The organism is Halobacteriovorax sp., assembly GCF_048381875.1.
In the GTDB taxonomy this organism is placed as follows: Bacteria; Bdellovibrionota; Bacteriovoracia; order Bacteriovoracales; family Bacteriovoracaceae; genus Halobacteriovorax_A; species Halobacteriovorax_A vibrionivorans.
The window spans coordinates 412622-429859 of record NZ_JBLXBP010000001.1; the positions used below are offsets into that span (position 1 = coordinate 412622).

18 protein-coding genes are annotated in these 17238 nt (G+C 35.6%); 4 read left to right on the forward strand and 14 right to left on the reverse strand.

The genetic code is table 11. The annotated features are described in order from the left end of the window. Positions 1-53: 53 nt before the first annotated feature. The gene (gene eno / locus ACN5L8_RS01880) at positions 54-1334 is read right to left on the reverse strand and encodes a phosphopyruvate hydratase (protein WP_419172379.1); all 1281 of its coding nucleotides are present in this window, start codon (positions 1332-1334) and stop codon (positions 54-56) included. A 106-nt stretch (positions 1335-1440) separates the two neighbouring features. After that, positions 1441-2232, reverse strand: coding sequence for a glutamate racemase (locus ACN5L8_RS01885; RefSeq protein ID WP_162929619.1), 792 nt, complete (start codon positions 2230-2232; stop codon positions 1441-1443). Positions 2233-2375: 143 nt separating this feature from the next. On the opposite strand from ACN5L8_RS01885, the gene ACN5L8_RS01890 reads away from it, so the two are divergent. Beyond that, the gene (locus tag ACN5L8_RS01890; RefSeq protein ID WP_419172150.1) at positions 2376-3068 is read left to right on the forward strand and encodes a hypothetical protein; all 693 of its coding nucleotides are present in this window, start codon (positions 2376-2378) and stop codon (positions 3066-3068) included. Positions 3069-3089: 21 nt separating this feature from the next. Here ACN5L8_RS01890 and ACN5L8_RS01895 read toward each other — a convergent pair whose 3' ends face one another. Continuing rightward, on the reverse strand, positions 3090-3965 hold the full coding sequence (locus ACN5L8_RS01895; protein WP_419172151.1) for a hypothetical protein: 876 nt from the start codon (positions 3963-3965) through the stop codon (positions 3090-3092). Between the two features lie 208 nt (positions 3966-4173). Between ACN5L8_RS01895 and ACN5L8_RS01900 the strand changes: the two genes are divergently transcribed. Continuing rightward, on the forward strand, positions 4174-4422 hold the full coding sequence (locus ACN5L8_RS01900; protein WP_115362867.1) for a hypothetical protein: 249 nt from the start codon (positions 4174-4176) through the stop codon (positions 4420-4422). Between the two features lie 7 nt (positions 4423-4429). Here ACN5L8_RS01900 and ACN5L8_RS01905 read toward each other — a convergent pair whose 3' ends face one another. Next, positions 4430-5566, reverse strand: a complete 1137-nt coding sequence (locus ACN5L8_RS01905) for a CpaF family protein (RefSeq protein ID WP_115362869.1) — start codon at positions 5564-5566, stop codon at positions 4430-4432. A gap of 42 nt (positions 5567-5608) precedes the next feature. Then, entirely contained in the window at positions 5609-6052 is a 444-nt protein-coding gene (locus tag ACN5L8_RS01910; protein ID WP_115362871.1) for a cupredoxin domain-containing protein, read from the reverse strand. Positions 6053-6262: 210 nt separating this feature from the next. Here ACN5L8_RS01910 and ACN5L8_RS01915 point away from each other — a divergent pair, with 210 nt between their 5' ends. Further along, complete coding sequence (locus ACN5L8_RS01915) at positions 6263-6673, forward strand: response regulator (protein WP_115362873.1); 411 nt, start codon at positions 6263-6265, stop codon at positions 6671-6673. An 8-nt stretch (positions 6674-6681) separates the two neighbouring features. On the opposite strand, the gene ACN5L8_RS01920 is transcribed toward ACN5L8_RS01915, so the two are convergent. Next, positions 6682-7167 (reverse strand): hypothetical protein, encoded by a 486-nt coding sequence (locus ACN5L8_RS01920; protein ID WP_419172152.1) that lies wholly within the window; start codon positions 7165-7167, stop codon positions 6682-6684. Positions 7168-7401: 234 nt separating this feature from the next. Between ACN5L8_RS01920 and ACN5L8_RS01925 the strand changes: the two genes are divergently transcribed. Next, the gene (locus ACN5L8_RS01925; protein WP_419172153.1) at positions 7402-8301 is read left to right on the forward strand and encodes a hypothetical protein; all 900 of its coding nucleotides are present in this window, start codon (positions 7402-7404) and stop codon (positions 8299-8301) included. A 77-nt stretch (positions 8302-8378) separates the two neighbouring features. Here ACN5L8_RS01925 and ACN5L8_RS01930 read toward each other — a convergent pair whose 3' ends face one another. The 8 genes from ACN5L8_RS01930 to ACN5L8_RS01965 form a co-directional block, all read right to left on the reverse strand. Further along, entirely contained in the window at positions 8379-10808 is a 2430-nt protein-coding gene (locus tag ACN5L8_RS01930) for a hypothetical protein (RefSeq protein WP_419172154.1), read from the reverse strand. 43 nt (positions 10809-10851) lie between these two features. After that, positions 10852-12600 carry a hypothetical protein gene (locus ACN5L8_RS01935; RefSeq protein WP_419172155.1) on the reverse strand — a complete coding sequence of 583 codons (1749 nt, stop codon included), beginning with the start codon at positions 12598-12600 and terminating at the stop codon, positions 10852-10854. 247 nt (positions 12601-12847) lie between these two features. After that, entirely contained in the window at positions 12848-13804 is a 957-nt protein-coding gene (locus ACN5L8_RS01940) for an isopenicillin N synthase family dioxygenase (protein WP_419172156.1), read from the reverse strand. Between the two features lie 166 nt (positions 13805-13970). Further along, complete coding sequence (locus ACN5L8_RS01945; protein ID WP_412473413.1) at positions 13971-14603, reverse strand: YggS family pyridoxal phosphate-dependent enzyme; 633 nt, start codon at positions 14601-14603, stop codon at positions 13971-13973. Then, the gene (locus ACN5L8_RS01950; protein ID WP_115362887.1) at positions 14600-14932 is read right to left on the reverse strand and encodes a hypothetical protein; all 333 of its coding nucleotides are present in this window, start codon (positions 14930-14932) and stop codon (positions 14600-14602) included. The genes ACN5L8_RS01945 and ACN5L8_RS01950 overlap by 4 nt, the downstream gene beginning before the upstream one ends. Further along, positions 14932-15360: a type II toxin-antitoxin system RatA family toxin gene (locus ACN5L8_RS01955; protein ID WP_120404870.1), complete on the reverse strand. Its 429-nt coding sequence runs from the start codon at positions 15358-15360 to the stop codon at positions 14932-14934. Before ACN5L8_RS01955 ends, ACN5L8_RS01950 begins: the two co-directional genes overlap by 1 nt. Before the next feature lie 37 nt (positions 15361-15397). After that, positions 15398-16351: a class II fructose-bisphosphatase gene (glpX, locus tag ACN5L8_RS01960; protein WP_115362891.1), complete on the reverse strand. Its 954-nt coding sequence runs from the start codon at positions 16349-16351 to the stop codon at positions 15398-15400. A 106-nt stretch (positions 16352-16457) separates the two neighbouring features. Then, positions 16458-17177: a PilZ domain-containing protein gene (locus ACN5L8_RS01965; RefSeq protein ID WP_412473415.1), complete on the reverse strand. Its 720-nt coding sequence runs from the start codon at positions 17175-17177 to the stop codon at positions 16458-16460. Positions 17178-17238 lie beyond the last annotated feature (61 nt).

A 17238-nucleotide genomic window follows, 5' to 3' on the forward strand; every position in this document is an offset into this window, starting at 1 on the left:
AAAAGGCCTCTCTTCATATTTTACAAAGTAGGAGAGGCCTTGTATTGAAAGATTTAGATTAAACCATCAAAGGCGGCATTACTGCCAAGGGCCTCTTCAATTCTTAATAATTGATTGTATTTTGCAAGACGGTCACTTCTTGAAGCTGATCCAGTCTTGATTAACCCACTTGAAGTTGCAACAGCAAGATCTGCAATAAATGCATCACTTGTTTCACCAGAGCGATGTGAAATAATCGCTTGGAAATTATTATCAAAAGCAAGCTTTAGTGTTTCAAATGTCTCAGTAAGAGAACCAATTTGGTTGATCTTAACTAAGATTGAGTTGGCCTGTTTCTTCTCAATTCCTTCAGCAAGAATTTTCTTATTTGTTACAAATAAGTCATCCCCTACTAGAAGAATCTTTTCACCAAGCTTTTCAGTCAGACTTACCCAACCATCATAATCAGCTTCATCAAGGCCATCTTCAATGGAATATATCGGATAGTTTGAGACTAAATTTGAGTAATAATCAACCATATCAGAGCTTGATAACTCTTTTCCTTGCATTTTATACTTACCATCTTTGTAGAACTCACTAGCGGCCGAATCAAGGCTGATACTAATGTCCTTACCTGGTGTATAACCGGCCTTCTCAATGGCCACTAAAATAAGATCTAGTGCCTCTTCGTGTGAAGCAAGGCTTGGTGCAAATCCACCTTCGTCACCAACATTTGTTGAATAATTTTTCTCAGTTAATACTTTCTTTAGCGAATGAAATGTTTCAACACCAGCTCTTAAGTTTTCACTAAATGACTTATCCATATGAGGAACGATCATAAACTCTTGAATATCGAGATTATTTGAAGCGTGTTCACCACCATTGATAATATTCATTAGAGGTGCTGGAAGACGTGTTTTATTACTTGCAGTTGGTACCTTAAGGTCTTCTCTTAAGTATTGCCAAAGTGGTTTACCTAATTCGAGAGCACCAGCGCGTGCAGCACACATTGAAACCGCTAAGATTGCATTGGCCCCAAGTTTTTCCTTATTTTCTGTACCATCAATTTCAAGCATAAGCTCATCAATTGCCTTCAAATCAAATACATTCATCCCAATCAACTTTGGTGCAATATATTCAGTAATATTTGAAAGGGCCTTCTTAACAGACTTTCCAAGATAATAAGACTTGTCACCATCTCTAAGCTCAAGTGCTTCTTTTGAACCAGTTGATGCTCCAGAAGGAACAGCGGCACGGGCCATAAATCCATTTTCAGTCACAAGATCAACTTCAACAGTTGGATTACCTCTTGAGTCCAGTATTTGACGGGGAGTAATTGATTTAATTTTTGCGATTTTTTCAGACATATCCAAATCCTTAGTTTTATCTAAATATCATTATCTTTATACAAAGCTGGCCGATATTGTATCGTTAAAATTCAAGGATCGTCACTTTTTTAACCTAAAAAAACGGAAATCCTTTAAGGTTTTCTTTTTTGACAATGCGCCATTGCTCTTTAGTCGCAGCTTTAGAAGTATCTCGAAAATAGAAGTGGTCTCTGATTTCCTGTGTTTCATCAAGCTTATTAACAAGACAAGAGGCCATATGCTTGGCCACATGGGCACAAGGAGAGATAGAAGTAGTCCCTAACACTTTTTCAAAAACCTCACTTACAAATGGATAATGTGTACAACCTAAAATGATGTAATCAAAACTGTCCTTAGTAGATTTTGTAAAAACAGAACTCTTAATTTCTTCTTCAATTTTATGTGTATCGAGGCGTCCTGAATCAAAAGCTTCTTCAATTAGCTTAGCAAGCATCTTTGATGTTCGGTACTCAAGTGTATGATTCGCATCGTATTTTTGCTGAAGGTACTTAAAGCGATTTGAGTCGGCCGTTAACTGTGTTGTTAAACAAACTCCCCTTTTACTAATAAGTTCAGGCCTTAAATTTATGACGTTGATAAATGGCTCAATTCCAAAAAAGCGAATTTGAGGAAAGTTACTTCTTAATTCATCAATTGCCATTGCTGTAGCAGAGTTACATGCAATTAGAATGGTATCAATATCAATACTTAGAAATTCATTAACAATAGCTTCACAATAAGAGTAAACCTCTTGCTTAGTCTTATTTCCATAAGGTGCATTTAGACGATCTGCAAGATAGTAAATATCATAACGATCCATGTAATGGGCCACTTCCTTAAGGACACTTAATCCGCCAATTCCTGAATCAAAAATTCCAATCTTCAAATACATACACCTTGAAAAATTAAACTAGACATCCTGCCAAAAAAGATTATTTTACCTCTATGGCATTATTTAAAATATTAAAGAACTTTATGACGTTAAGTCAAAGAAAGCGATTAGAAAAAGAGTCCACGAAGGAGATTCTTTTGGAAAATATTAATGATCTTCTAAATAAGAAGAGTGAAGATCATATTAATAATCTAAGGATCTGCCTGGCCCACAATACATTTGAAAAAGTGGCCATAAAAGATTTGCGAAAAAACCTACATGATACATACCTAAGTTTCGACTACAACTTAGAGTCGGGAAAACAAGCTGGTCACATTATTCATCTCGATCAGGATTCAACTTTGCACCTTGTTAAAGATGGCTATATTGAATACCAAAAAGAGATGGCCGAATTTGATATTGCACAAATCGAAGATAAGACCACAAAGTTCATTATTGATAATGCCATTAAAGAACTGACAAAAATAACTCCACAAGCAACCTTTAACAACGAAGATAAATCACTTGAATGGCTTAAAGTGACTCTTCTAACGTTAAAGAAGTCTCTTGATAAAATCGATCATCAAACAACGATACAAAGCTACAAGATATACTTTGGTGAATGGGAAGAAAATCCTATTCTACGCTTCATGATTTATAATCTTGATATTAAGTTGGCCTTTTCTCAGGATGAACTTCTTCTAGAAGTTAGAAATAAAGAAAATCGTCAAGACTTTGATGAGAATGCAAAGCTATATCAAGCTTCATTTAAACAACTTCACAATGAAGTATTAAATGAAATAATAAATGTATTTATTAAATTAAAAGAAGTGAGAAATCGACCGCAGTAAGAGACTGCGGCCTATATATTTTTATTTTCTAATTACTTTCTTATCAAGTTTATCGACGAATGCTACCGCTGAAGTATTAGAGATAGCAGTGTATTGATACGAATCTAAAATTTCAGACTGAACATCTTTTTTAAGCACATATATATTTTGTAGCTTTTTCTTATCTGTATTTGACTTAGCAAGGCCCTCAAGTTGTTTATTAATTGCCTTAAGCTCACCAATATATGTATTAATTTGAATCTCTTCACCAAGACCTAGTATTTTATTCTTGGCCTCTTTAAAGATCGAAACTAATCCCTTATCTTTCTTTTGAGTATTATTAAGTGTTGCTACAACTTCATAACTTGCACGACAATTAGTGATTCTCCCAGAAAGTTTTGGACATTCAAATTTTAACTTTTTAATTTCATACTTAACAGTTGTCTGATCTTTAAATCCGATTCTAGACATTAAACGATTAAGGTTTGAAGTAATATCATTTTTAAGAACCTTAGCTGCTTGCTTACTCTCCAATGTTAATCCACCATGAGAAAGCTTTGTCATTGTAGTCGCCTTATTTGAATTGATTTTTACTATTTTTTCTTTCGAAATATCGAGATTAATTAGACTTGTCTTCGTTGTGAAAATCGACTCATCAACTGCCACTTCAACACTCTCAACTTGCTTCTTCTTATCTTTAATCTCAACTTCCAACGATGGCCTTTCAATTCGAGTAAATGCAAGCTCTTTAAACTCACCATTACCGTGATTTTTCATCGTAAAAATTTGCTTCGATTTTAATCTAACTGAGATAGAGCTAATATCGTCTTTAATATTTGCATCTGTGGCAAATGTTAACCCTGCATAAGTGACTAGGACCAACTTCAGAATGTTTCTACTGAAAGCACTTAATTTCATTTATTTCTATCCTCTCGTTCTAATGTGTGTGTTCTTTTTCCATATTCATTCTATCAATTCAAAAGACTATTTTCTTGTTCGTTGAAAATATGAAAGGCCATGTTAAAAATTTTGTCACTAAAATTTAGTCAAAGATTACAGACACTTGCAGGAATCTGCGTAGTACAAAATAATTGCTTTTTATTTTATTGTAATTACAATTAATTATATGAAGATTGATGTAGATATTGACAAGTTTTCAGGGGGTTATAAGCTTACTTTCCCCCTTAGTGAATTCAACGACTTAACAGACTCTAAGATGGCCATTGCCATTATTAAAGTCTTCAGTGCCGATATGGAGCTTGAGCCAGAACTCAGTCCTGATGACATTGATGACATAATTGATAAGACCAAAGAGCTAGAGCAAGAGCGCTTTATCGTGGAAATCTACGAAGACGGTATTGAAGTCGATATTTAGATAATTCCTAAGCAGCTTTCTTCTTAACAAGTGGTCTTGCCCAGTCTGGAGCAAGAAAATTCTGCTTTGGAAAAGGTAGTTTGTGAACCACAATATCTTCAAAGAATGTAGGAACATAATTACAAGGAACCATTTCACCGATATACTTTCCAGTCTCAGGATCCTTACCTGTTTGAACCCATCTAAATATATCGCGAGTTATATAATTCCCATTATTATCAACACCAAGTACTTCTGAGATATGTGATGTACGTCTACCACCATCATGATAGCGACTACATTGAACAATGATTTGCAGTGCACTTCCAACCATTTTACGAATCGCATCCGGTGGTATTTTAGTCTCACCCATAAGGCAAAGAGTTTCTAAACGAGTACAAGCATCCACAGGATTATTTGCGTGAACTGTCCCCATTGAACCATCGTGACCAGTATTCATAACCTGAACAAGATCAAGCGCTTCATCCCCACGAACCTCTCCTACAATAATACGATCAGGACGTAGTCTCATGGCCGAGATAACAAGATCTCTAATAGTAATTTCACCTAGACCTTTTAATTCATCGGCCTTACGTGTTTCAAAATTTACAACGTGCTCAGCATCTACTTGTAGCTCGGCCGCATCTTCAATAATTATTAAACGTTGAGTTTTAGGAATACGCCCACCAAGAACGTTAAGCATAGTGGTCTTACCTGAACCAGTACCACCTGATACCAAAATATTCTTACCTAAATAAACACAAATATCTAAGAACCTTGCGGCAACATCTGACATTGAACCAAACTCAATGAGATCCTTTAAAGTTAAGCTATCTTTTGAAAACTTACGAATGGCAACAGTGGTACCATTCTTTGCCATTGGAGGAAGGACAACGTGGATACGAGAGCCATCTGGTAATCTTGCATCCAGACGTGGATTATCTTCATCAATTGTACGATTTACAGATTGAGCAATGGCACGCATTGCTGAAATCAATGTACCCTCATCTTCAAATTCATTAGGAACTTTAAAAACTAATCCTTTCTTTTCGACAAAGATTTCATGTGGCCCATTAATCATGACCTCAGAAACACCTTCATCTTCTAAAAGATCCCCAATAGGTGAAAGTAAATTTTTAATTGCATCCGTAAATACAGAAGACATAATCCCTCACATGCTAATTATTCCTAAGCTTAAGTAAAATTCCTACTCTTCCTTAGGTTGCCATACTCTAACGTTATCTCGTCGAGTAGAAGCTAAATCCCTCTTTTTCTTCTTTTGATCCTTCGGGTGATCAATAACTGTAAAGCTTCCGCTAATCTCTCCTGATGGGCAATAGAACTTAAAGCGCCCTGGAGAATCGAGAAAGATCGTGGCCTCACGAACTTCTCCCTTTTTGGCCTCGACATAAACATCATGCTCTTTCATAATAAAACAGCTTGGACGATCAGTAGCGGCCGTTACAAATAAGCTAACTCTTTCCCCTACAAATGCAGTGATATTTTCAGGATAGAAACCCTTCTCACTTGCTATTACAGAAATGCTTCTTCTTGGAACATCAAAGGATGTTTTTTTGAAATAGTCTTCTTCAATTCCAAAAGAATCAATTGATAAGAAGAGCGCAAATAGAGTCATAACGAAGCTTTTCATAACTGTTTTATCGGCATTTTATGCCCCATACTTTAGCTTCTTGCTCAAATTTGGCCCAAAAAAAGATCAGGCATATTATCGTAATTCCAGCTAGTTATATTTATTAATAAATCTTAAAGTTTTTTAACTAAGAATTATTGATAGTTAGATCTAAGATGAGTCTAGACAACTAATAGAGCTTAACGCCCAATAATCAATGAGGATATCAACATGAAGGCCCTAATTATTGATGACCGCAAAAGAATATCAGAATCTTTAAAACTACTTATTTCACAAAGTGGCTACTTCTCTAATGTATCGACAGTAACTAATGGGATTGATGCCTGTGAGGAAATTAAAAAGGATCGCTATGATCTGATTGTTCTAGACTTAAACCTACCTGAGATGGGAGGAAAAGAAGTCTTACAATATATTGAAAGACTTTATCATCTAGAAGAAAGAAATAAGGAGAACTACCCTCATATTATGCTTATTTCTGGGGACCTCGATTTAGGTAAAATTGATAATGCATCTCAGATAAATGTGGAGCAGGTTCTAACAAAGCCATTTAGTGCAAAAGACTTTAATCATAAGCTATATGCAATTCTTGAAAATCTCAATGGTGAGATTATTGCGGCTTAGTCTTTATATTAAATAGAATTTTTAGGAAGCTTTTCTTTAAATGATAAGACAATATTACCATCATCCATCTTCATATCGACGCTAGTAGTATCGAGGCTCGACTTAATAGGAATACTTTGTGAGAAGTTAAATTTTGAAAATGAGTTCTTCGACTTAGAGACCTTCATCCCACTTAGAACAACCATTCCCTCTTTTACATCGATATTAACTTCATCATCCTTATTTACCTTAACAACAAGGGTTTTTGAGTCTTTCCAAAAATATTCTATTGCTTGAACATTCGTATTAAAGCGATCGGGAAGGCCTTGGATTTGTCCCATCTTCTGCATTCTTTGAAACATCTTTTGAATTTCACTGTCAAAACTATCAGTTGCCTGCATCTGCTTCATCATTTCTTCTCTCATTCGATTCAATTGTTCCATCACTGGATCATTTGATTGTGAGAATGCAAGAAAATTGAATATTAACAATGTAAACAAAAACAATGATTTCATAAGAGGATTCTATCATAATTCTAGATAGTTAGGCAATATTCGACAAAATATTATACCAGCAAAATGATGCATCACACAACAAAGAAACCAACAAAAACTTACATTTAGTTACTTTGGGCAAAAACCCTTAGACATACCGTGAACTTTTTAGAAAAATCATACCTACGCTAAAACAAATTGTATTAGTCAAGTTAATAAAGCAAATCAGACAACATACTTTCAGGGAGGACTGAATTGAAAAAAGGAATTTTAGCTCTATTGATCACTTGTGTGGCTTCTTTTTCATACGCATGTGATGAGCACGGAAAAACTGGAATCGTAGAAGACAACAACCTATGGATTCCATCAAATGTTAAAGGTATCAACACAATTACAGAAGGTGAGTTTAACTCAATCATCGATAAAATTGAAGCTATCTATGCTCCTATTATTGAAGCAAAAGGTAAAACTCTTGAAATCGAAAGAAAGTGGGATGACGGAACTGTTAATGCTTACGCACAACAAGTAGGAAACACTTGGAAAGTAAGTATGTTTGGTGGTCTTGCAAGACACGAAACAATTACAGGTGACGGATTCGCAACAGTTGTATGTCACGAACTTGGTCACCACCTAGGTGGAGCACCAAAGAAATCAAGCTGGTGGGGATCATCTTGGGCATCAAACGAAGGTCAAGCTGATTACTTCGCAACTTCTAAGTGTCTAAGAAAGTACATGGAAAACGACAACAACATCAAAATGATGAACGAAGTTGAAGTTCCAGCAGTCGCTAAAGAATCTTGTGCAAAGAACTTTGTTAACGAGAACGAATATGCAATGTGTTTAAGAGGTTCAATGGCAGGTATGTCACTAGCTAACCTTTTTAGAGCTCTAAGAAACCTAACAACTGATCTTAAGTTTGATACTCCAGATTCAAATGTTGTTTCTAGAACTAACCACAATCACCCAGCACCACAGTGTCGTCTAGATACTTACTACCAAGGTGCTCTTTGTACAATCGATGCTTACACTGATCTTTCAGATTCAGATGTAAACACAGGTGCTTGTAACAGAGATGAGAACTTCACAAATGGTCTAAGACCACTATGTTGGTTCAAGCCAGGTGAGCAAATTGTTGAAGGACAAGCTCAACTTTAATTAAAAAATTAAATTAAAGAAATAAAAAAGGCCCTCAAGATGAGGGCCTTTCTTTTTATTAATTCAGTATCTACCAATTAATCTTTCTTACGATCTTTCTTCTTACGAGTTTCAAGATCACCATTGAATACCTTAAGTTGATTTACATAATCCTTGTATCCAAATACATCATCGTAAAGAGCTTCAAGTTCTTGAGCTAGTACAACATAAGTTTGCTTAGCTTCTTCATTTAGCTTTCCAGCTGCTGCTGAAGCCTTGTATTCTTTTTGAAGTGCACCGATTAAAGTATTTGCAACTCTAGCATTGTTATCCCAATCAGTATCGATTTGAGCTTCAGTTCTGTTAAGGATCATTGTGATTAATGTCTCAACACGGTCTTCTTTGTACCCATCGCTACCATAGTTAGTCGTTGAGTTTGTAAGAATTGAATTGAAGTAATCTGCTACAGATCTGTCATAATCAACACTGTCACCAGAAGCACTACGAGAGTTCATAACTCTTCCACCTACTTTAGAAGTTGCTTTACCACTTACACCATTATTGATGATAAATAGTGGGTCAAGTCCTGTTACACGTACTGGTACACGCTTTGACTCACCTGCTTTTAGCGCAGTCGTCGATGCAGTATAAGTATTTCCATCATTCATCGCTACCGAAATATCAACAGATGCTGAAGTCTCAGAGTTTGATGGGTTCTTAACAGTTACATAAACTGTTGCATCACCAGCTACCACAGAATTAATTTTAGTATCTGCTTTGTACACAGGAGCAACATCTAAGATCTCAATTCTCTTTGAATCAGTACTCTTTAGCTCATATACCTTTTTAATATCACTTCCATCAATACTTACTGTTAAGTAAGCTGTATCAAATACTTCAAGATTATTACTTAATTTACCTTGAGCACTTTGTGACTTATGAGTAAAGTTTAGTGAAGCAGGTGCTGTAACGTATTCAGAGCGGGCACTTCCAGCTTCAAAAGATGATGAATTAAGTGATACTTTTACAGCACCAGACTTAAGACCTAAGTTTCTAAGTCCTAAAACAGACTTTAAAGACTCACCTCTTGTAAAGATTCCATTTCCATCACCTGAAAGGTCAAAACCAGTGATCTCAACCATAGGATTATTTGCAAAGTAATCATAATTCTTATTCCAAGAAGTAACGAATAGGTTTTCATATTCTTTAGCAAATGAAGTTGCTGATTGTGCTTTATAAACACTATCATATGCTTCTTGCTTTGCTACATCGCGTGCAACGATTGCACCTACCGCTTTACCAGCATCTTCACCTAGGTTACGTGCCATATTGTGTGTTGATACGAAAGCTTTTCCAAAGTGCTCTTTTGCAAGGTTTCTATAAGATTCAAAGAATGCATCTTCATAAACGGCCTTAAGATCTTGCGCTGACTTACCTTGAACTGTACGGTAGCGAGTTTCAAAAATAGGACGTGATGTATCGTCTACTTGCTTATAAACGATATTTCCATTTGCATCTCTTTTTACAACTTTTCTACCAGTTGGTTGACCATTAGCATCCAATTCATCAACTTCAACTGCAACACTTTTCTTGTGGTAACCAATTTTAGCTTGGTAAGCTTCTTTTACATCTTGAATATTTCTGTATGCAATTGCTTCTTGTTCTTCTGAAGCTTTAAACTTATTCCATGCTCTAGTTGTCGACTTCCAACCATAATCTTTGAAGTTATACTCTCCATATGCAGAGAATAGATCCCAAAGAGAGATCGTATGTAGTCCACGATCAAATAGAATTGGTGTTGAAGAACACTTATCTGCTAAATTTGCTTTAATACCAAATTGTCTTGCAACAGCACGTGCTTGGATTCTTTTTCCAATTGCACTTGATGATGAAACCCAACCTGCATTAATTACATCTTTAAAAGATCCACCTTTTCCATCAGCTGCATAACCATCTCCAAAACCTTCAAAACGAGGTACTTTAAGTACATCTGAGTAGTCAGAGCTTGGAGCTGTAATTTGTTGATTTTCACTATCTCTTACATTGTCTCTAAAACGAGCAATGATTTCACTCTCAGTTGAGTAACGTGAGTCCTTTGATGCTTTTGCTTTACCACGTGCAACTGCATTTTCAAGTGTTACACCCTTAAGAGCACGCTGCTCCTCTTTTAGAATCTCAATAGACGGGTTAGACGTCATATTGAATCCTCTATATAGACCTTGTTGGTAACCATCAACACAACCTAGGTGTGTACCTTCACCAGCAGCATATACAGCGGCCATACGTTGAGCAGACTGAACTCCACGCTCACACATTTGCGTATGCTCTTTGTCCATATTTGCATCATCGTAAACTTTCTTACACACTGTTTTTGAGATATTACTTAAATTTTCTGGCGTATAAATACCATCAAGAGAAATCCCATCGATTGATGAGTTGTAATAACCAGCTATTACGACCGGCGCCTGAGTCATTAAGAAAGCGGCTACTAGTAACCTGCTCCTTGTGTTTTGTTGTTTTTGTTTCATTCCTTCTCTCCTTTTAGAAACATAAATTAATTCTTCTTGTTGTTTATTTTATTTCAAATTCAATAACGTCATATTTTAAATTTAAGTCTTTATCTATAATTCCTTTTTTTACTAATTCATTAAGTGAATTCTTCGCATGCACACTAATTGCTTCATTTGATGAATTCATATCTCTTAGTATCTGCTCTTTTAAATTGTGAGCATTCACATATTGTGGATACTTAAGCTTTCTTTTTTCTACTTCACATACAACGTCTGTCATATATGATTCATACAGATTATCTGGTGTCTGTAACCCTTCTGGAGGATATACAATCTGTATTAGGTTTCTAATAATTGGAATTTGGTTCCAATTAGAAGAGATAACATTTCCAAAGGCCCAGTTAACAAAGTCAGAACAAACACCCAATTTTGAATATTTCTCTTTCTTATCTACCTTCTTTAAGGCTTTCTCTTTTCTCTTTGTTACCTTCTTTGCTGAACTTGCGTTAACACTCATCCATGCAAAATTTGTTCGATAATCGTTATATGTATCGCAACCACTAGAATCACATCGACGATACCCCTTCTTAATTTCTAAAAATGGAGGCATTTTATCTTCTTCATCTTTTCCCCAGTTAAAACTTAAAGGATAGAATCCCATTGATGTAATTCTTGTATCTCTTTCAATATCTGTAATAATCTCAGCATGTCTAAAGTCCAGCTGACGATCATTAAATTTTAAAAATTCAACTAATTTAATGGCACCACTTGTTCTTGGGCTAAAGTCTTCAAAGAGGTCAATATCACTTTCAATCGACTTTCTAAGTAGAATATTCCCAGGCCCACCTAGTAGTGAACACACCTGTGTTGCTCGATAATACTTATATTCAACTGTCTTAATTCCTAAGTCTGTTTCAATTTTCGTTGGCCTTAATTTGCTATTTACTTTAGCCGCCTCCAAAGAAAATCTATTGAACAGGATATTTACACGATTTAAGAGTACTTTTGTGTTTTTGTTATTTGCCTTTGTAAGTCTTACTAAGTGTTGTAAATCTAACACCTGCTTTGAAATTTCTTCATACTCACCAAGGTCATTGATATCAAAGTCTTCTAGATCATCAGCAATACTATCTGCTAACCTTTTATATTTTAAATATGGATATGACTCATCTGTATAAATACGATGACGTCTTTCACGTCTAGGTCCAATCGCTCTTTTAATAAATTGCTTCAGATTGTCTTCAAGTTTATAAAGTTCTTCTTCTAAAAGGTCTAAGGCCTCAAAGTAATCACCTAGTAATTCTTCTTTTAGAGCCAAGAACTCTTCTTGTTTCTTATAGATTTTGCCAAGTTTCTTTAGGCCATTTAGGATATCTACAGGTATTGATATGTTATAACCATCTTCTTTTAAGTATTGAATTAATGTTTCAACAGAGTTTGCAATTTGTGAAACAAGAAGTTTACGTGAAGAAGGAAGTCTTTTATATCCTTCTAATTCTGAGAATGTGATGATGTACTTGCCAACATATTGAATAAAGTCATCTAATTCTTTATAGGCCAATTCATCTGAATAATTTCCATCATCATCTTTTCCAAGCTCTCCTTTTTTAAGAACTCTCTTATGAAGATTTTTAATTTTTGAATGGATATTCCAATAAAAATGATAAGCTTCTTGCGTTTCCTCTTCATGTAGGAAACCTTTATTGTGACGGGCCACTTGTCTTAAGCGAGATAAAATCTTAGAAGAGGCTCGCTTTGATTCAAGAATCTCACGCTTTATTGCAGTATTTGCATTTGCGTTTGTACTCATTGATAAAACGAGGATTGTTATTATTAAATAAAATGTGGCCACTAGAGACCTAGAGCTTTGTTTTAAGTTTTGCATACGAAAGTAAGAGCAATTCATATGCCACAGACGAAGTCTAAATATTAAGCACTTAATATTTAAAAAGTGTTCATTTTTTAAACATTTCTACAAAGATTGAACAAAAAAGGCCTCCGTCAAGGAGGCCTCTTATTATTCGTAGTGTTGTTGTTCTGGTTTCCCAGTATTTGAATTATTTGATTAGACCAATCTCTCTAAGCCTCTGATTTAAGAAGTCACCAGCAGTGATATCTTCCCATTTCTTGCCTTCACCTACACAGCTATCAAGGCAAGCAAGTGACGCTTTAGAGTGTGGATGCACGAAGTATGGCATAGAATATCTCTCTTCACCAGAGTTATCTGGGTTAATAACTCTGTGAGTTGTTGCAGGAAGAACATTATTAGTTAATCTTGCCATCATATCCCCAGAGTCAACCACTAATTGACCAGGCTTTGAGTTAACATCTAGCCAAGTTCCATCACGATCTAGAAGTTGTAAACCAGATGAAGTCGCACCCACAAGCATTGTAATTAAATTAATATCTTCGTGTGCACCCGCTCTGATTGAGTTAGTAGTATCGTGTCCATCAGTTGGTGGATAGTGAATCGTTCTTAAGATTGAATTTCCATCCTTTACCATATCTGCAAAGAAGTTCTCAGGAACGTCTAGACCTTTACCAATGGCCTCTAAAAGAACATTAGCTGTAGCATCCATTGATTCATAAAGATCAAGGAATTTCTCTTTAAAACCAGGAACTTCAGCTGGCCAAATATTTTCAGGGTAAATACCCTTATATTGAGAATCAGCTGCCAATTCGCGTCCAACGTGCCAAAACTCTTTCAGGTCAGGATGTTCGCTATCTTTAGCGTGCTCCATACCAAATGGTGTATAACCGCGCTGTCCACCATTGTCACCTTTGTATTCATTCTTCTTCTGGGCAGGTAGAGCAAAGAATTGCTTTACCATTGCATATGCTTCATCAACTTTTTTCTGGTCAACAGTGTGATCATTAAGAATAACGAATCCATATTCCTTAAGTCCAAACATTAAAGTATCGACAAATTGTACTTGCTCTTCAGGGCTTCCCTTAGTGTAAGAAGTAAGACTTAATTCTGGTACTTTTCTTTCATTATTATTGGCATTACTCATAATGACTCTCCGTTTTTAAAGTCGAATTAAATTAGTTGATAAAAATTTATTACAGTGCGCATAAATTAAAGTCAATAATACCTAGAATTAGTTCAAACTTATGTTTGCTGTATTTCTAACGACTTAGAGGGGTAATTTTAGAAATTAGATAGTAAGAATACAATAATTAGGACTTAAATATGGCACTTCCGACCCTAATGCAGTCACTTCCAAGTTCCAAGGCCACCTTCATATCACCGCTCATGCCCATTGAAAGTTTTAAATTAGGATCAATCTCATTTCTAATATCTACTAGTTTTTGGAATGACTCTCTAGGAGGAAGGCCACTGGCAGCGGCCATTGTCATGAGTCCTACGATATTGATATTTTTCAATTCTTTTGCTGCATTATAAAACTCTTGAACAGTTGAGCTATCCCACAGGCCACCTTTTTGTTCTTCTGCGCTCGTATTAACCTGAATATAGAAATCTAATGGCCTAGCTAATTTTTCATCAAAGATTTTCATATGCTTTATTGAATCAAGTGATTGTACTGACTTTAAATTTGGAACTTGTGCAATCTTAGATATTTTCTTTGACTGGATGTGACCAATAAAGTGCCACCTTATATCAGATAAGCCTAATTCTTGAGCTTTAAGTGCTTTAGGCAAGAGGGATTCAATTCGATTCTCTCCAAAGTCTCGATGGCCTAGATCGTAAACTTCTTTAATATCATCAAATTCACTATATTTTGTGACGGCCATAAGTTTATTCTTATCACCGATTTCATCTAGAATTTTTTGATAATTTTTAGTGATCACTTAGTTTTCTTATCATCTCTTTTTTTAAATCGTACTACGACTTCATAATCATCAAGTATCGACTCTAAAAGTGTTTTTGGATCAACATTTTTTAAATAATGTCTTAATTCCTCTTGAACAGAATCGATAAAGTCCTGCTTCGACTTTTTTGCATTAGCAAGAAGTCCATTAACGACATCATTTGGAAGAGGCAAATCATCAATCACTTTCTTGACTGCTTCTTCAGTCATAAAGGCTGCGCCTATTCCTATTGAAACTACCTTCTTGATGGTATCACCAAGTAGGCCTTCTTTATGATATTCTTTCTTATTGTCTTTTGAATCAGTCATTAAGATTTAGCTCTCTCATAAAAACTCTTCATCATTGACGGAAGAGATGTTTCAGTTAATTTATTAACAATCATTTTAGCACCAGGAATAAATCCTTTTACTTCAATCTCTAAGCTATAAGTGACTTCAGTCTTACCATCACCAAGATCTTTAAGATCCCAACCACCATCGTTGATTTTAAAGAGGTCACCTTTCTTAAAAGTCCAAGCTACTTTATTAGGACGACTCATTTCCATATCCAATTGATAATTAAGTTTTTTAATCATATCAATTGAATACTCCACAACACCACTTGTCTCAGTCATGTCATGAACTTTAATATCATTAACACCAAGTACAAAGTCAGGATAAGACTCAAAGTCGACAATAACGTCGTATAATTTGTTAATATCAATATCAAATACTTCAGTTCGGCTTGCCTTTGCCATAATCAACTTCCCTGTTAAATCAATAAAGTAACTTATTTTAATAGCGTGGTTTTGTATCAAAGCGATGTTCAGCAACAATTCTTCTAATTGTCCCCGACTGGCTTCTCATAACAATCGACTCAGTAACAGCACCCCAAGACTTAAACTTAACACCGTTTAAGAAACTTCCATCCGTTACACCAGTTGCACAAAACATTACGTTTCCGGCCGCTAGTTCATCGATATTATAGATCTTATTAATATCATCTATTCCCATTGTCTTAGCGCGTTCAATTTCCTCATCATTTCTTGGCTTAAGTCTTCCTTGAAAGTCTCCACCGATACAACGAAGTGCTGCTGCAGCAATAACACCTTCAGGAGCACCACCAATTCCAAAGAGAATATCAATACCAGAATCAGGCTCACTACATGCAATAGCAGCAGATACATCACCATCTCCAATTAATTGGATACGAGCTCCTGCATCTCTTACTTGTCTAATTAATTCTTCATGACGTGGACGATCTAGAATAACTGCCGTTAAATCTTGGATTCGACACTTCTTGGCTTCTGCAAGTCTCTTTAAATTTTCAGCAGGAGTATCGTCAATATTGATTAGGCCCTTACCTTCAGGGCCAACTGCGATTTTTTCCATGTATGTATCAGGAGCATTTAAGAAATTACCCTTTTCAGCAATGGCCATAACAGCAATTGAATTCCAACCACCATTTGCACAAACTGTTGTCCCTTCTAATGGATCAAGAGCAATATCAAGCTCAGGGCCATTACCAGAGCCTACCTTCTCACCAATGTAGAGCATTGGAGCTTCATCTCGCTCACCTTCACCGATAACAACCGTTGCATTACACTCAACAGAGTCAAGCATTGTTCTCATAGCATCAACTGCTGCTTGGTCTGCAGCTTTTTCATCTCCGCGTCCCATAAGCCTAGCACTGCTAATTGCGGCCATTTCTGTTACTCTTACAAATTCTAAAGCGAGGTTTCTATTCATTGGTAATCCTTTTAATTTGAAATATTTAGCTATATTTTAGGAAGTTAATTTCCAAATGAAAAGCCTTGTTTCAAATCAAATGAAGAATCTCGAGGTGTTTTAAGAATTATCCACTAATCTTACGCGTTAAAAACTTAAGATCTCCTTCTGAAATCAAAGATTCAGGGATATGCTGCACAAGTTCATTAGCGAATTCAAGCTTGTCTTGATCAATTGGTGAGTCAATTAGAAATTCAATTTCTTCTTCATGAGTTAGAGGTTTGTCTGAAGGACGTACACTTAAGACTTTTCCAGTCTGAATACCTTCTCCATCAGTCCATTCGAGAATTGAGTCCATCATAAGAATTTGAATTTTAGAAATTTCACCATCGCGATGGTGCCAAACAAAAATTTCAAATGGGCCATCACAACGCAACCATGTCTTAAGACCGATAGGCAGATCCATTTGTTCATCATATTCATGAATTGGTCTTAAATTCTTTGAAACATTAGAAACAGATAGAAAGTTTAGAAGTGATTTATCAAAGATATCACTTTTTACAAATTCAACTCCGATATTATCTTCTTCAACTCTTCTTACAATACATTTTACATTTACTTTCTGGTCATACCAGTGGATCTCTCCTGAGAACTCATCATCTAATTTAGCACTAACAACACCATCTTTTAGAGCGAGACTCATACCGCCATATGAAATATCTTTTACTTGGTAATTTACAGAATTATCATCTCTTTTAAAGACCAAGTAGCTAAATGGAAAACGTGGAAAAACACGCTTTTCAATAGATTGATGACCAGTTTTGATTAAATTGAGATGCTTTTTCATAGCTTCTGATATCCTTGTTTTTTTTGTTTTATCTAATTTATGTTAATTATTATAGACGTTT

Coding starts and splice junctions, on each gene's coding strand:
- ACN5L8_RS01895 (WP_419172151.1), bottom strand. CDS start 3,965: ATGAAATTAAGTGCTTTCAGTAGAAACATTCTGAAGTTGGTCCTAGTC.
- ACN5L8_RS01900 (WP_115362867.1), top strand. CDS start 4,174: ATGAAGATTGATGTAGATATTGACAAGTTTTCAGGGGGTTATAAGCTT.
- ACN5L8_RS01905 (WP_115362869.1), bottom strand. CDS start 5,566: ATGTCTTCTGTATTTACGGATGCAATTAAAAATTTACTTTCACCTATT.
- ACN5L8_RS01910 (WP_115362871.1), bottom strand. CDS start 6,052: ATGAAAAGCTTCGTTATGACTCTATTTGCGCTCTTCTTATCAATTGAT.
- ACN5L8_RS01915 (WP_115362873.1), top strand. CDS start 6,263: ATGAAGGCCCTAATTATTGATGACCGCAAAAGAATATCAGAATCTTTA.
- ACN5L8_RS01920 (WP_419172152.1), bottom strand. CDS start 7,167: ATGAAATCATTGTTTTTGTTTACATTGTTAATATTCAATTTTCTTGCA.
- ACN5L8_RS01930 (WP_419172154.1), bottom strand. CDS start 10,808: ATGAAACAAAAACAACAAAACACAAGGAGCAGGTTACTAGTAGCCGCT.
- ACN5L8_RS01935 (WP_419172155.1), bottom strand. CDS start 12,600: ATGAGTACAAACGCAAATGCAAATACTGCAATAAAGCGTGAGATTCTT.
- ACN5L8_RS01940 (WP_419172156.1), bottom strand. CDS start 13,804: ATGAGTAATGCCAATAATAATGAAAGAAAAGTACCAGAATTAAGTCTT.
- ACN5L8_RS01950 (WP_115362887.1), bottom strand. CDS start 14,932: ATGACTGATTCAAAAGACAATAAGAAAGAATATCATAAAGAAGGCCTA.
- ACN5L8_RS01955 (WP_120404870.1), bottom strand. CDS start 15,360: ATGGCAAAGGCAAGCCGAACTGAAGTATTTGATATTGATATTAACAAA.
- glpX (WP_115362891.1), bottom strand. CDS start 16,351: ATGAATAGAAACCTCGCTTTAGAATTTGTAAGAGTAACAGAAATGGCC.
- ACN5L8_RS01965 (WP_412473415.1), bottom strand. CDS start 17,177: ATGAAAAAGCATCTCAATTTAATCAAAACTGGTCATCAATCTATTGAA.